The organism is Lyngbya sp. PCC 8106, from assembly GCF_000169095.1.
Lineage (GTDB): Bacteria > Cyanobacteriota > Cyanobacteriia > Cyanobacteriales > Microcoleaceae > Capilliphycus.
This window is the reverse complement of record NZ_AAVU01000004.1, coordinates 93744-108648: the sequence shown is the minus strand read 5'-3', so window position 1 is coordinate 108648 and position 14905 is coordinate 93744. Positions and strand designations below refer to the sequence as shown.

Here is a 14905-nt window from a genome sequence, read left to right as displayed (position 1 = left end):
TGTATTTTGGATTTTTAATTCTTACGATTTCTGAGCCAAGTATCAACAGAAATAGGGTTAAAAGTATTACCTGCTAACAAGATAAACAACACAACACAATAAATTAATTGTGAGGAGGCTGTATCCCATTTCTGAAGCAAGCAAACTCCAAACATCAAAGGAAGCATCAACACAAAACTGGCAATAATTGCATTACGAGTCTGAAAGCCAATAATCATTAAAACACCCGCAATTAATTCAACGATGGGAATAAAAAAAGCAGGAATTGAAATCATCAAATCAGGGACAGGTAATCCTTCATACAAAGCCACTTGGGAGGCGACAAAGCCGGGAATATTACCAATTCTGACTAACCCATGTACCATAAAGTTAATCCCAAATACCAGACGTAACAGGGTGTAAGCTAAGATGATATCCTGACGACGAAGTAAGATCGGAGTATCGTTAAATTTCATGGTTTCACTAGGAGTAGATGTTGTCTTCTATAACTATTGACTTGCTTTCCCGAGATGGGTTCAAAATATCAGTTTTTTAGTTCTTCACACTCACTCATAATGACATTATCTAGATAGTTTTAGTCTTTTGAGTGATCAATTTGCAACCGATTTTAAATGTTGATTTAGAAAGGTAATTGTCTTTTTCCAAGCATCTTCAGCCGCTTGGGCATTGTAACGAGTACCCGAAGGATTTGCAAAAGCATGATCTGCATTTTCATAGATGTAGATTTCGGGTGACTTTCCTAAATTTTTTAACGCGGTTTCAAACTGACGAACTGTTTCTACAGAAGGATTATCATCGAGTTCTCCAAAAATTCCTAAAATGGGCATTTCTAAAACTTTAAGTTGATTCGGATTAGTTTCAATTCCACCTCCATAATAAATGACGGTAGCATCTAGTTCTTGAGGAAAAAGCAATGCGGTATTGAGTGACCAACTTCCCCCAAAACACCAACCTATACTCCCAATTTTTGGCACGTTTTGTTCCTGTTCTAAATATTGATAAGCTTGACGAATATTATTTTTCAACTGTTGTTCATTATTTCTAGCTACGGTCACTAATTCTCTGGCTTGTTCGGGAGTATCCCCAACTTTTCCTTTATAAAAATCAACTGCTAAAGCTACATAACCTTCTCCGGCGAGTCGTTCAGTCATCATTTTAATATTATCATTTAATCCCCACCATTCATGGATCACAATTAAACCCGGTAAAGACTCCTGAGCTTGTGTTGGACGAGCAAGATATCCCACTAAATCTTGATTATTTAAACTTCCATAGGTGACTGAATTCGCCTCAACAGGTTGACTCGGTTCAACCGCAAGCAGGGGAGAAGAAATCGGAAGATCTTGCTGATGAGATCTCCACATCTGGATAACTGGATCTGGGGTTTGATTCTCACTGGCGTTACCTGAGTATTGATTTACCCATAAAATTATCCCGAATAAAGTCAAAAGAGCAAGTCCTAAGAAGCGACGCATAATTTTTTGTTGTCAGAGTTTTACTGTTCAGAGTTTAGCGCATCTCATCCATTTTTTCACGGAACATCAATTCAATTCATTCTCTGCACCAGGGAAAATTATTTAAATAAAAATATTGATTCACTCAAAAAATAATATTGGTAAAAATTGCAACATTTCAAGAAAAATATTTATGTTAAAAAACATTGAAAATTCGGTATAACTAAACTTAAAATAAACCAAAATTTGAGACTCAACCGATTTCAAATGATATAATCAATCTAGACCAACGCTTAGGAGAACTGTTATGATTAAACCTCGTATCCTCTGGGGAACTTTAGCCTTAATATTCAGTTTCAGTTTACCTGTTAACGCTCAAAATTGTACACCTTTAGCAGTTGTTAAAGGAGAAGGAACATCGGTTACAAAACGAGTCTCTCCCCCCAATGCAGGTATTCTTCCGTTTGTTCCTGTAGGTTTTCGGGGAAATTGGGATACTGACTTTGCGATTTCAGGTAATGCGAGTTATCGATACTTTATTGGCACAATTCAATCCGCTTCTGAAGACCCTGCTCCATTTAAAATTCAAATGTTCCTTAAATATAGTGATGGAACAGCCGATAGAGTCTTTGATGAAACGGTGAGATTGGAACCGAATGAATCTCAACAAATGACAGGTCGCCCTCGTCCTGGTGATCTTCCCTTTCAAGTTAACTTAAATGTTGGTGGGAAGAATGCAATTGGACATAGTTATACAATTCAAGTTGAAGGTTGTCAATAAAATTGTTAAGTCAAATAGGAGTTCTCAGTCTATTATTTCTGACCCGCTAGAGATACAGAAAAGCGGGTCTATTCTCCTTAATCTGAACACCGTTTCCCCAAATCTAACGTGGTTTTGGTCCAGAAAATAACCCCAATATCGGGCCTAAAATTACTCCAAACACAAATCCACCTGCGTGCGCCCAGTATGCAACTCCTCCCGGTTCAGAACCCATCACGGCATCCACATTTAGGCTTGCTACCCCATTCATCAACTGCGTTACAAACCAAAATCCGAGAAAGAAAATTGCAGATAAACGAATGGGAATCGGAATCAATAAAAAGGGCAAAAGCGTAATTTTAGCCCGAGGAAAACGAATAATATAGGCTCCTAAAACCCCCGCAATTGCCCCACTTGCTCCCAATGTTGGTATTGCTGAAGCGGGTGCAAAAAAGCCTTGCGTTAGTGCAGCCAATATCCCACAAACAATGTAAAAAATCAGAAACTTAAAATGACCTAAACAATCTTCAACATTGTTCCCAAAAATAGCAAGATAGAGCATATTCCCGATAATATGTCCAAAACCCCCGTGCAGAAATTGAGACGTAATCAAAGTAATCCATTCAGGAAAAGGAGAAGCCGGCAGCGCAACCGGACAAGAATTTGTGAGTTGACACGGGACAAACGCCCAAGTATAGAAAAAATCTTCAAGTTGTTCTGGATCTAACCCTAACTCAACAATAAAGAAGATAATATTGGCTAAAATTAACGCCCTCGTTATCCAAGGCGTAATGCTAACTGGATTTTCGTCATGTATAGGAACCAAGGAACACCTCACTCTGAAAATTTGTGCTTACATTAGCTTATTTATCATATTGCTGACAACTGCCACTTTGCCAAAATCAATTCATAAATAATCTATCAAGAATAATTTACTGCCTAATCTTCACAAAATTTTATTCGTTTTGAGGTTCAGAATCGATTAAAATATTGACGAGAGTAATTTCATATTCTCAACTGCCCGCATCGCTGACTGACTCACAACAATGGAAACAGCCTTTGATCAATTTTGGTCTTTAGTTTGGGGAGCGCTCACCCTCAATCCCGAAGTCTACACCCAAATTAGCACTATCTCTGGAGGAAAAACCGTCGCACTCACGATCGTCATTATTGCGGGATTATCCCAAGCGATTGGTCAATGTGTTGTTTTGTTTATTAACCGAGTCAAACCGATACGTTTTTTCTTCAGTCTGGGTATCGCCGCCATCTTATTTGTTTTTGCCTACATTTTTTGGGCGATTAGTGTATGGTTTGGGAGTCACTTTTTATCTGGAACTCAACTGACTGAATTAGAACTAATTGCTGTTTTACGAACCTTGGGACTGAGCTACGCTCCGTTATTATTTAGCTTTTTAACCGGATTACCCTACTTTGGTATACCCATTTTTATTTTACTTTCACTCTGGAGTTTATTAGCGGAAATTGTTGGATTACAAACCCTAATTAACTTAGGAACCTGGGAAGCTTTTGTCTGTGCGGGATTAGGTTGGGTAGTGTTTCAAAGCCTTCAACGAACCGTTGGTCGTCCCATTGTTACTTTAGGACGATGGATACAAAATAAAGTCGCCGGAACACAACTGGTTACAGATCGTCAAGGACTCGAAAAAATCGTTTTAGCCGGAAACCCAACAACGCTCACAGATGTCAGTAATGAAGTTTTAATCGAAGCGAGTACCACCGTCAAAAGTGGACGTTCACAGCGAAAATTATTGAGATGGCAACTGATTTTAATTGCATTTGTTGCGTTTGCAGTCGTCGTCTTTTTCTCAACAAACTCTCAAACTAATATTTTCACCTGGTATCGAACATTAGGTGTTACTGTCAAACTTATTTTCAACCTGATTGGTATTAGTTTAGTTGCTCTATTGATTTCCATTCTATTAACCCCTTTAGAAGCATTAGGATGGTGGGCAGGATGGTATGGAGCAGAACCTTTAAAATACTTAGGAAGCCCCGTTGAGACGATTTCCTCCTCGACTCAAATTGATCGCTACATTATGTATCTAGATGGAATTAACCAGGGTTCCTATGAATATCTTCCGAGCGTTCAACAGTTACTGAATGAATTAGCCAGCGTTCTTCCTCAAAATGTTTTAATTGTTCAGGGAATTATGCCCTATTCTGTTACTAATCGATCCCTCAGTGAAGACCGTCAAGTGGGTTTTTTATGGCGAATTATTGAGTCAATATCCTCAAAAAATCCCGCTAATCCTATTGGTTTGATTATCAATATTCGTAATGTTGTCGCCGTTGCGGTTTCCGCAGATCCTCGTTACGGCCCGATTCAAAATCAAGGTTTAGCACAGGTTTTATTTAATAGTTTGGTGAGTTTTGGTTATCCTCTCGGCAGTCAAACTCCGGTGACGTTAATTGGCTACAGTGGTGGGGGTCAGATGTCGATGGGGGCAGTTTCATATTTAAAACAAACTCTCAATGCACCAATAGAAGTAATTTCCCTCTCAGGAGTCATGAGTGGAAATACAGGGGCGATGCAAGTTGAACAACTTTATCACCTGGTTGGCGACAAAGATAACGTCGAACAGTTGGGGCCAATTATGTTTCCTGGACGTTGGCCGCTATGGTTTCTTTCTAATTGGAATTGTGCCAAACGTCGAGGTAAAATTTCCCTAATTTCTCTCGGCCCTGTGGGTCATAACGGTTTTCAGGGGCCGATGGCAGCAGAGACTTTTTTACCGGATGGTCGGACTCATCTTCAGCAAACTGTCGATATTATTACCGGAATTTTACTAAAAGATTGGGAAAAAACGGGGTTAGATCCGGAAAAACTTAAAAGAATTAGCAACTATGAACGCTATAAAAAGGCTCTATTTAATCAACCCAGTTATTATCCTCTCCACCAATCTATTAACCCAGAATATTATCAACCTGTTGGCACTTGGATCGGACGTTTAATTTTACCGCCTGTAGAAGAACGTCAAAAGGTAAAAGGGGTTTGGTTAGAAATTTATCAGGCTGACCACGCAAATAAACATCGTATCGGTCAGATTGTTAATTTACGTTGGAATCAGGAAACTCGGGTACAAACTTACGTTAAATTAGTCACTCAAGATGTTAATTTTATCGATCAAGCTGATCTCAGTCAACGTCAAGGAAATATTCACCCAGAACGGATTAACGGTTGGCAAAAAGTTGATCCGTTAGAGTCCTTAGCAGGGGCTTTACCACAAGATGATATTATTGTGAAATTACCCGATCCGGTGAGGGTGGAAGATAAAGGATCGGAACGTCCTAGCGTTTATATTAATCGCGACCCCATTCAAATTATTGGGCGGTTTTATGGATTGGTTAAAATTGTGCAGTTTAAAGGGGGTGATTTATTTACAGTTCGTCATTACAACCGTCAATCTAAACAGTTTGATAGCTTAGAAGAAATCGTTTATATTCCTACCGTGATCGCGAATAGAAATGGTGTTTTTCCCTCCAGCAATTACGAACTTGAAAAATCTCCCCTCAACTCATCAGGTTGGTACATTTATGGAGCAAAAAATTCACAAGGAATGTTTGTTGTTGAAGCCATTGCACCCCGTTCACTATTTTCTCTCAAGCCGGATCGTGTTATCAAAGGGAAAAAAGCAACACTCAACTTTATAAACTTTCATGCTTGGGATAATACTGTTGAAAATAAAGGTCACGCTTATACCACGTTTCTTAATCCAGAAAATGACAATAATATTAACAAAAAATCACCAGATTGGCAAGAAGGAGAACGGGCGTTACTGATGCACGTTTTTGGCGGTATAGGGGGCAAAAATCCCGAGTTTTCACCCTTCGGAATTTATTTCGGTCATTTTGCTTTTGGATTTGCCAAAGTCATTCGTGATCCCCTCAGTGGTGAATTGAGATTTGATATTGAATATCGCCAAATTTATACCCATAATAGCGGTGGAATTACCTCGGGAACATTAGACTGGACAAGATATATGGGGGCGCGTCAGTGGGGATGTTTAGGATATCGTCCGACTTGCGATATTTTAGTTAAATTTAGTCCTCTAACCGAAGACTATGATTTTGATGGATTAACCTTTTATCCCCTCAATTATGTGATGAATGAACTTGAAATTATGGCAGCACGATATCGAATTGGCGACGGCACCGGAACCACATTTGTAAGTGCGATCAACTCTTGTGTACAAGATTCAAGTCAAGCGTTTTATACTGCTTTATCGCGGATGATGGCGGAGATAGAGTTAAATCCCCTGATTATGAAATGGTTGAAAGAACATCCCCAGCATGAACAAACTCAACGGTTTATCTTATTAGTTGATTTGGTTAAAAATTTACAGCGATATCTCACACCGATCAAAAAACTTCGACCCGATTGGCGGTATAATATGTCTACATTAGGAAGTTTTCCTCTAGAAACTCCTGGAGAAACTCTCTTAAAAGTAATCGCAAGTTGGCGAACTTTACTTCCCCGTTGGACTTGCGATCAAGTGGCGATGATTTTTCTACAGTTAGGCGCTTCAGTGTGGCTCATTCGGACTAACCAAGTTGGGGGAAATGATTCAAGTCTTCAACCGATTGCACCCACCGATTTTTCTATTGCGGTTCCCAAAATTAAACAATCTAAACAGATTCATAAAGCCATCGGCTAATCAATATACCCAAGTCTGTAACAAACTTGACAAAACGTTAACAACTAAGATAAAATCCGGAAGTGAATTCAACTGTATTTTTAGAACAAAGAGGTAGAATCATGAGTGATTTAGTAGCAATGAGCTTTGACGATGAATTCAAAGCATCGGAAGTTGTCAATACTCTCGCAAAACTGCAAAAAGCACATCTAATTGATCTTGAAGATGCCGCAGTTATAGTTAAAAACTCTGAGGGAAAAGTTAAACTCAAACAAACTCAAAACTTAGTTGCTGCTGGAGCCGTTAGTGGGGGCTTTTGGGGACTTTTATTCGGAACACTATTTCTCTCACCTTTACTGGGAGCCGCCGTCGGAGCCGCTACAGGTGCCTTATCTGGAAAAGCAACTGATTTGGGAATTAACGATGAGTTTATGAAAGAATTAGGCGCAACTTTAACACCTGGAACATCTGCTATTTTTGTCTTGGTTCGCAAAGCTACTCCGGATCGAGTTATCGAAGAATTGAAGCCTTTTAATGGTAAAATTATGCGAACTTCTTTATCTGTTGATGATGAAGAAAAACTCAAAGCGGCGTTAGGAAGTTAAGTCAAGATATTGATGAATAAATGGTAAAAACGGTAACATCAATCTCAATGAATCTCCAATGAACTGTTACCGTTTTCTTGATTTTGGTAGAAAGCCAAAAAAAATAATCAACAGTTATCGCTATAGATTTAACAAAAATTATTAAAAAAAAGGAATCATACTTTTTATCGGTACTGTGATTTATACCCGTATTTTAGTTACTCAAAGTCGTCATCAACCGATCTCAAACTTTACAGATTCTGTTCTTCCAAAGGAATACTTCTCCTGGGGTATTACATGACCATCTAATCATTAACTCAATCCCTCAAACCAAACCCTCACTCTTAAGTTAGATCATCATTTTTTTTATTCTGCCTTTTATCCTATTTATCTTTCCTGTTTTCTCATGGTATAATAGTCAATATAATCAAAAAAATAACATAAATTTATCACTCTCTTAACCCCCTAAATCTTAAACGAACACACATTTATATGACTGCTACCCTTGCCCTAATTGCTCACGATCGCAAAAAAGACGAACTCGTTGATTTTATCTTACAATATCAAGCCATTTTTGCCCGCTATCGTTTGATTGCTACCGAAACAACTGGACAACATATTCAACAAGGAACAAACCTACCCATTGAACAAATGCTTTCAGGGCAACAAGGGGGAGATATACAAATTGCCGCCCAAGTTGCTGAGGGAAAAATCTTAGCAGTTATTTTCTTAATTGATCCGCTTTTTCCCCAACTCCATGAACCCGATATTCAAGTCTTACAACGCATTTGTGCAATTCATAATGTTCCTTTAGCCATTAATATTGCCACCGCAGAAGCAATTCTTGAAAAACTGCGTCATTCACGAGTCGCCCATCTGATTTTCAATCCCGTTGCAGGTTCTGGAAATGCTAATCAAGACTTATCTTTAATTCGTCAGTTACTCAAACCCCATATGCACTTGCGAGTCTATCAAACGACACCAGATGAAAGTGCAGAAGAACTCACAATTAAAGTCATAGAAACTCATCCTGATCTGATCATTGCGAGTGGAGGAGATGGTACAATTTCTGCGGTAGCGGGAACATTAATTGGAACTAAAATTCCACTGGGTATTATTCCGAGAGGAACCGCTAATGCTTTTGCAGTAGCTTTAGGAATTCCTCTGGCTTTAACCCCCATTAGAAGTGCGTGCCAGGTGATTATTAATGGTAATACTCGGGTTGTTGATGCTGCTTATTGTAATCAAAAGCCAATGATTTTACTCGCCGGCATTGGCTATGAAGCTGAAACGATTGATAAAGCCAGTCGAGAAATGAAAGAAAAATGGGGGGCATTGGCTTATTTAATTGCGGGTTGGCAACAACTCCATGAACAAGAAATATTTGAAGCCGAAATTGAAATCGATCATGAAGTTTTTCAACTCACTTCCGCTGCAATTACGATTGCTAACGCAGCCCCTCCAACGTCTATATTAGCCCAAGGAAAAGGAGAGGTTATTTTTGATGATCATCTCCTGGATGTAACGATTGGAACAATCAATACCAATCCTCAACAACTCGTTAATAATCCGAAATTACAAGCTGTTACTACCATGATTAATATGCTCGGTGCAGCTTTGATTAAAACCAGCCCTGAACTTCCGAATATTTATCACTTGAGAACCCCACGAATAAAAGTAACTGCAAACCCTCCCCAAAAAGTTGTGGTTGACGGAGAAATGATTGGTACAACTCCTGTGGAAATTGAATGTATTCCTGATGGTTTAATCGTATTTGTTCCTGGAAATAATGATTCACCAAAGTAGAATTGCCAAAACTTAGCCCCCAGAATTATCATTAATTTAAGACTCAATTTAAGACTAAAACTCTCCTGTGAAAACGATGCAACTTCCGACCTCTTGCCAACACTTGGCTCAAGCTTTACGTTCGAGACGAGAACACCTAGCAAAATTAATCGACTTTCCCGCTATTTTGTGGTCAGGGAGTGATTATTCTCGCAATTTTCCCGCCAATATTTACCCCTTTCGCGCCAGTAGTCATTTTCTTTACTTCGCCGGACTCGCCCTCAAAAATACAGTGATTCGCCTGGAGGGAGGTAAACTCGAACTGTTTAAGGATGATCCGCCCGCGAGTTACGCTCTCTGGCATGGAGAAATGCCCAACCGTGATACAATAGCTGAAACCATTGGCGCAGACGCAGCGTTTCCTCTGGCTGAGTTAGAGTCTCGGGTTGAAAATGCGGCGACAATACTCGCACAAAACCCCATCACTCAAACTCAACAGTTTCAACTGCTTAAACGTTCGATTCCTCTGCCAAAAGCGGCGACAGGCATTGATTTAGAACTCATTCAAGCGATTATTACGTTACGCTCGTGTCACGATCAGGCTGCTTTAACAGAACTTCGCCAAGCTGCCCAAATTACGGTAGAAGCTCACAAAGCAGGTATGGCAGTCACAACACAGGCAAAAACCGAAGCGCAAGTGAGAGCAGAAATGGAAAAGGTCATACTTTCCCACAATACAACTTGTTCTTACAATAGCATTGTCACGGTTCACGGTCAAGTCCTACACAACGAACAGTATTTTAACCCTCTACAAACGGGAGATTTACTATTAGCTGATGTGGGTGCTGAGACAACGATGGGATGGGCAGCAGATGTGACTCGAACTTGGCCTGTTTCGGGTCAATTTTCCCCAACTCAACGGGAAATTTATGAGATTATTTTAGCCGCCCATGATGCTTGTATTGATCAGATGAAACCCGGAATAGAATATCGGGATATTCACCTATTAGCGGCTTTAAAGATAGCAGAAGGATTGGTTGATATCGGAATATTAAAAGGTCAACCGAGTGATTTAGTTGAACAAGATGCTCATGCTTTGTTTTTCCCCCATGGAATTGGTCATTTGTTGGGGTTAGATGTGCATGATATGGAAGATTTAGGAGATTTAGCCGGATACGAACAAGGAAGAACTCGAAGTGAACGGTTTGGGTTAGGATATCTGCGATTAAATCGTCCGTTAAAAGCGGGAATGTTAGTGACAATTGAACCGGGATTTTATCAAGTTCCGGCGATTTTGCAAGATATAAAAAACCGGGAAAAATATCAAGATGTTGTTAATTGGGAGAAGTTAGAACAATTTGCGGATGTCCGGGGAATTCGTATTGAAGATGATGTTTTAATCACTGAAACGGGAACCGAAGTATTAACGGCTGCTTTACCAAACTCAGTTAGTCAAGTAGAAGCCCTCGTTCAAAGTCAATACTAACCTCACTCAAGAAACATCAGTTAGAGTCGAAATCTCAATCTTGAAAACGAGCTAAATATCAAGAACCATCAACCCTGAATAAAACTATTAATGTCTCTTTTTTATCTCTGGCTACAACGATTTTCTTAGGCGTTAGTAGTGAGATAGCGAATATTGTCAAACTGGTATTGAGTAGTTCTGAACCCGAAAGAGCAATTGCGATTAATCAACTGAGTTTTGTAACCGTTACCACAGATATTCCTGAACCCATTTCTACAGGAAGTTTACTGAGTCTGGGTTTACTAGGTTTTGGGGTAAAATCAAAGAAAAAATATCAAAGTTAACCCCTAATATTTACAAATCCTCAAAAATATTGTAACATCTAGAAAGATAGATTCCCTCAGACAAAACGCCTTGAATTTTCGTGAAACGAGTGTCTACCTCTACCCCAAATTAGAAGTCTGTGGCTTATCGATTTTATAGCTTTCAATCCAACGGACAAATCAACCCCGATGGTTCACTCTGTCAGGGAATCATTTATCAAAGCTTTACCTTACAATCTTTCGCCGATCAAAAGTGGTTGGAAACCCATCAATATGTTGCAGGTTCAGCGAGATTACAAGGAACATCTAAATTCATACCCCTAAACTTTTTTGAACCCCAACCCATTCCCCCTAAAAAGCCCGTAATCAAAGAATCTTTTCAACGGATTTACGCATCTGCAGGATTAAGATGAGCCATTTTCCAAGTCACATAAGTTCCGATAGGACTCCAAAGAATATAGGGAAGTAAAAGAATAGCCGCCCATTGAGAAATCGGTAAAACACTAATGGCTAACATCACACACAAAATCGCCCCAGTCCCACCAATAATCGTCCCAACTTGTAGACTTCTGGTTTTACACATCACAGGAGTATAAGCAATCGTCACCCCCTCAACTAACAAATACAATCCCATCAATAACCAAGTTCGCAACGTTCCCGGATCTTGTTCCCAAACAATCACCGCAGACCAAGCCAACCCAATAAAAACAACCGTCCAAATCAGAGGAATAAGCCGTTCAAACACCAACCAACTCGGACGTTGTAATCGCCGAAACCATCGTTGATCATCAGATTGAAAAAAGAGATTTCCGCCAAAAGCAACCAGAAAAGCAACTCCTCCAATCACCATCCAAGACTTAATCATTAATACTGACTCCTAGCGGAATAGTGAAGCCGGAATTGGGAAAATACAACCAGGGAGTCGTTATCTTTACTGAAAGTAAACCCCTCATCCGACTGACTTATTTTAATCGGTTTAGACGACTCCCCAGTTCTTCCTTGAGACAGATTTACCTAACCCAAGCGATGGGTATTTTCCATGTGTAAACTCGAATCTTCCGAAGGCGAACCCATCAACAAGCTCTTATTTTTAGATTGAAATACACCTTGAATAACTGTCATTAGACGATTTGACCTAACTTGACCATTCAAAGCAAACCGTTGTTGCACCTTTTTACTGAGATGTCGCATCACAGAAGCATCCAACTCCTCAATAAATTGGTCAGCAATTTGTTCTCCCATGTAGTCAATAGCTTCTGAATATTGTTCCATCAGCATCTCAATCGCCCCAGAAGCTTGTTGAGTCAATTCTTCTGAATTTTCAGATAAATTATTCTCAGAGGAATGATTCACAGAAGACTGAGGGGGAACAACAGGTTTTTCTATCGGTTGAGAGTGAGTTGAAGAATTAAACCCAGAAGATGGCGCAGTAGAAGAACGATTTAGACGACGACTAACAAGATTTTTGTACTCATCAATACTCATTCCCAAATTTTGTAAATGATGATGAACATGATCAATTAACTCCACTTCATTGGGTGCATAAATCCCGTGATTTCCATTCAACCCATGCAAATGCGCCCATGTTCTTAGCGTCGCTTCATCACCAATCCGATAACGTTCTAACAATTGAGTCGTTGTTAAATTTGTTTCAGGTGTCGGTTTAAAATCACTCATTGGAACATCCTCCTCTTAGTAGTAGATTGCTCCCAAACACAGTTCTCAGTTTTCAGTGACCCGTTCTTTGTTTAGGGTTGTCTGTTTCTAGACATCACAACTTCGTGTTCAAGGCTTCGTCAACAAGCAAATAAAGGCTTTGTGAACAGGTTACTGAAAAAGCTGTCATGTGAGAGGAAAGGTTCAGCTATCGTATTATCCCCGATATTGCGATTAAATGAGCGTTAAATCTTGTTGATCAAATTGGGGCAACTGTTTGTTTTACCCAAGTCAAGCTAAAATTAGCAATATATAGAGCCTACACAATGTCTTACCCTAAACCTTACCATGCCGATCTACGACTATTTCTGTCCGAGCAATAACCGAAAAGTCGAAGTCATGCACAGCATTCACCAAGACGTTAAAACTTGGGGTGAAGTCTGTCAGTTAGCCCAATGCGAGTTAGGAGAGACACCCGAAGACGCCCCTGTACGTCGGGTTTTAAGTGCGCCGATGGTGTCTGTTCCGCTGACCAATAGTGATTATCGTAACGCTGGCTTTACTAAACTGGTGAAACGAGATCAAGGCGTTTATGAAAATGTCACCGCCAGCGATTAACTTATCCGAGCTTTTCAAACCCATGACATGACAAAAACTACCCCTGTTGCCATTTCAGCCGACTCTCCTTTAACCACAAAAGCCGGAGTTCAAATTGCCGAACTTGGGGGAAATGCAGTTGATATTGCGGTTGGGGCTGCACTCGCTGCCAGCTTATCAGAAATTTTAATGTGTTCTCTGGGGGGTTCAGCATTTTTAATGATTCATCAACCCGGACAACCCCCGGAATTGATTGATGGTGCTGATGCCATGCCCAGTGGTCATCTCAAACTTGACCCCAATTCTGCCGGATGGCGAGAAGTTGATCTTCCCTATGGCGATGGTATCACAGTCAGAGCTGGAGTTGCCTCAATCGCGGTGCCGGGAATGTTGGCCGCCTTAGAAACCGCTTGGCAACGTGGGGGTTCTCTCCCCTGGTTAGAAATTGTCGCCCCGGCGTTAGAATTAGCCCGAAATGGCTTTACCTTGAGTCCAACTACGGCGCGTTGGTTGTCTCTAGCCGGGAAACCGTTATTTTATCCCCAACAAGCCAGTCGAGACTGTTTTTTCCCCAACGGTTGTCAGGCGATAGCTAACGAACCTTTTAATATTCCTGACATGGCGGAAACCCTAGAATTAATTGCCCAAGAAGGTGCAAAAGCCTTTTATCAAGGGGATATAGCCGCTGCTTTTGTTAAAGAAATGAGCGAAAATGGCGGGTTTGTGACTCGTTCGGACTTGGCTAATTATCGCGCTATTGTTCGTCAACCGCTACAATTAACCGACCGAGGCTTTCAACTGGCTTTAAACCCTCCGCCTGCGGTTGGAGGCGCTGCGGTGGGAAGTTTAATCAGACTATTGGAACTCACCACACAACCCAATTTTACCCCCGCCCAACGCACGTTACAACAAGTTAAAGCGATAATTGCGTTATGGGAACTGCGAACCCAAGAAAACCCCGAAGTCTTCCTCGCCGAAGAAACCCTACGCCGCTATTTACCAGCGATACAGTCTCCCAACACGATGCACTTGTCTGTCGCCACAGGTTCAGGGGAAATGGTTTCTATTACCATGAGTAATGGTTATGGTTCAGGTATTACAATTCCCGGAACCGGAATTAGCTGCAATAACAGTTTGGGGGAACCGGAATTAAACCCCCAAGGCTTCTTAGGTGCTGCGGTTGGCGAACGGATAATATCAAATATGGCACCGACTTTAGCATGGCATCCAGACGGGCGCTGTTTGGCGTTTGGAACTCCGGGGGCGAGTCGGATAACCACCGCCATGGCGCAGATGTGGACTGGCTACACCACAGAAGGAAGTTCTCTCGAAGAAGCAGTCAGGGCACCTCGCCTACACGTTGAACCCAAAGAGAACAAATGGCGGGTTTTATGTGAACCGGGAATTGATACAACGCTGTTAGAAACAGATAGCGAAAATCTAGAACTTTATCCCTTTGAACAGCTTGATATGTTTTTTGGGGCGATTAAAATAGCCGGAATTAATGCTCAGGGAAAATTAGAAGCTGTTGCTGATAATCGGCGAGAAGGTTCTGTAGAAATAATACCATAACCCGAAAATATTGTGAAGCTTTTTCAGCGGAAATGCTATAGAATAGGTCACAAA

The 14905-nt window shown here is 40.6% G+C and carries 14 protein-coding genes; 9 read left to right on the top strand and 5 right to left on the bottom strand.

The window, feature by feature from the left end:
- Positions 1-14: 14 nt before the first annotated feature.
- Positions 15-455: a DoxX family protein gene (locus L8106_RS04135; RefSeq protein WP_009782944.1), complete on the bottom strand. Its 441-nt coding sequence runs from the start codon at positions 453-455 to the stop codon at positions 15-17.
- Positions 456-590: 135 nt separating this feature from the next.
- A complete protein-coding gene (locus L8106_RS04130) occupies positions 591-1475 on the bottom strand; it encodes a dienelactone hydrolase family protein (protein ID WP_009782943.1) in 885 nt (294 codons plus the stop codon).
- 286 nt (positions 1476-1761) lie between these two features.
- On the opposite strand from L8106_RS04130, the gene L8106_RS04125 reads away from it, so the two are divergent.
- Positions 1762-2235, top strand: coding sequence for a hypothetical protein (locus tag L8106_RS04125; protein WP_009782942.1), 474 nt, complete (start codon positions 1762-1764; stop codon positions 2233-2235).
- A 103-nt stretch (positions 2236-2338) separates the two neighbouring features.
- On the opposite strand, the gene L8106_RS04120 is transcribed toward L8106_RS04125, so the two are convergent.
- Entirely contained in the window at positions 2339-3040 is a 702-nt protein-coding gene (locus L8106_RS04120; RefSeq protein ID WP_009782941.1) for a rhomboid family intramembrane serine protease, read from the bottom strand.
- 220 nt (positions 3041-3260) lie between these two features.
- Between L8106_RS04120 and L8106_RS04115 the strand changes: the two genes are divergently transcribed.
- The 6 genes from L8106_RS04115 to L8106_RS04095 all read left to right on the top strand — a co-directional run bounded on the left by L8106_RS04115 (position 3261) and on the right by L8106_RS04095 (position 11439).
- A complete protein-coding gene (locus L8106_RS04115) occupies positions 3261-6890 on the top strand; it encodes a peptidase (RefSeq protein WP_009782940.1) in 3630 nt (1209 codons plus the stop codon).
- Between the two features lie 101 nt (positions 6891-6991).
- Positions 6992-7474: a DUF1269 domain-containing protein gene (locus L8106_RS04110; protein ID WP_009782939.1), complete on the top strand. Its 483-nt coding sequence runs from the start codon at positions 6992-6994 to the stop codon at positions 7472-7474.
- A gap of 471 nt (positions 7475-7945) precedes the next feature.
- A complete protein-coding gene (gene mgsA, locus L8106_RS04105) occupies positions 7946-9259 on the top strand; it encodes a methylglyoxal synthase (RefSeq protein WP_009782938.1) in 1314 nt (437 codons plus the stop codon).
- A 76-nt stretch (positions 9260-9335) separates the two neighbouring features.
- Entirely contained in the window at positions 9336-10724 is a 1389-nt protein-coding gene (locus L8106_RS04100; RefSeq protein ID WP_009782937.1) for an aminopeptidase P family protein, read from the top strand.
- Between the two features lie 167 nt (positions 10725-10891).
- Positions 10892-11047 carry a PEP-CTERM sorting domain-containing protein gene (locus L8106_RS31255; protein ID WP_009782936.1) on the top strand — a complete coding sequence of 52 codons (156 nt, stop codon included), beginning with the start codon at positions 10892-10894 and terminating at the stop codon, positions 11045-11047.
- Between the two features lie 119 nt (positions 11048-11166).
- Positions 11167-11439, top strand: coding sequence for a hypothetical protein (locus tag L8106_RS04095; protein WP_009782935.1), 273 nt, complete (start codon positions 11167-11169; stop codon positions 11437-11439).
- Here L8106_RS04095 and L8106_RS04090 read toward each other — a convergent pair.
- Positions 11415-11891, bottom strand: coding sequence for a TspO/MBR family protein (locus L8106_RS04090; protein ID WP_009782934.1), 477 nt, complete (start codon positions 11889-11891; stop codon positions 11415-11417). The two genes, L8106_RS04095 and L8106_RS04090, sit on opposite strands and share 25 nt — an antisense overlap.
- A 149-nt stretch (positions 11892-12040) precedes the next feature.
- Positions 12041-12703 carry a hypothetical protein gene (locus tag L8106_RS04085; RefSeq protein WP_009782933.1) on the bottom strand — a complete coding sequence of 221 codons (663 nt, stop codon included), beginning with the start codon at positions 12701-12703 and terminating at the stop codon, positions 12041-12043.
- Positions 12704-13030: 327 nt separating this feature from the next.
- Here L8106_RS04085 and L8106_RS04080 point away from each other — a divergent pair, with 327 nt between their 5' ends.
- Together L8106_RS04080 and L8106_RS04075 are read left to right on the top strand one after the other, a co-directional pair.
- Positions 13031-13300, top strand: a complete 270-nt coding sequence (locus tag L8106_RS04080) for a hypothetical protein (protein ID WP_039895477.1) — start codon at positions 13031-13033, stop codon at positions 13298-13300.
- A gap of 27 nt (positions 13301-13327) precedes the next feature.
- Positions 13328-14851: a gamma-glutamyltransferase gene (locus L8106_RS04075; RefSeq protein WP_009782931.1), complete on the top strand. Its 1524-nt coding sequence runs from the start codon at positions 13328-13330 to the stop codon at positions 14849-14851.
- Positions 14852-14905 lie beyond the last annotated feature (54 nt).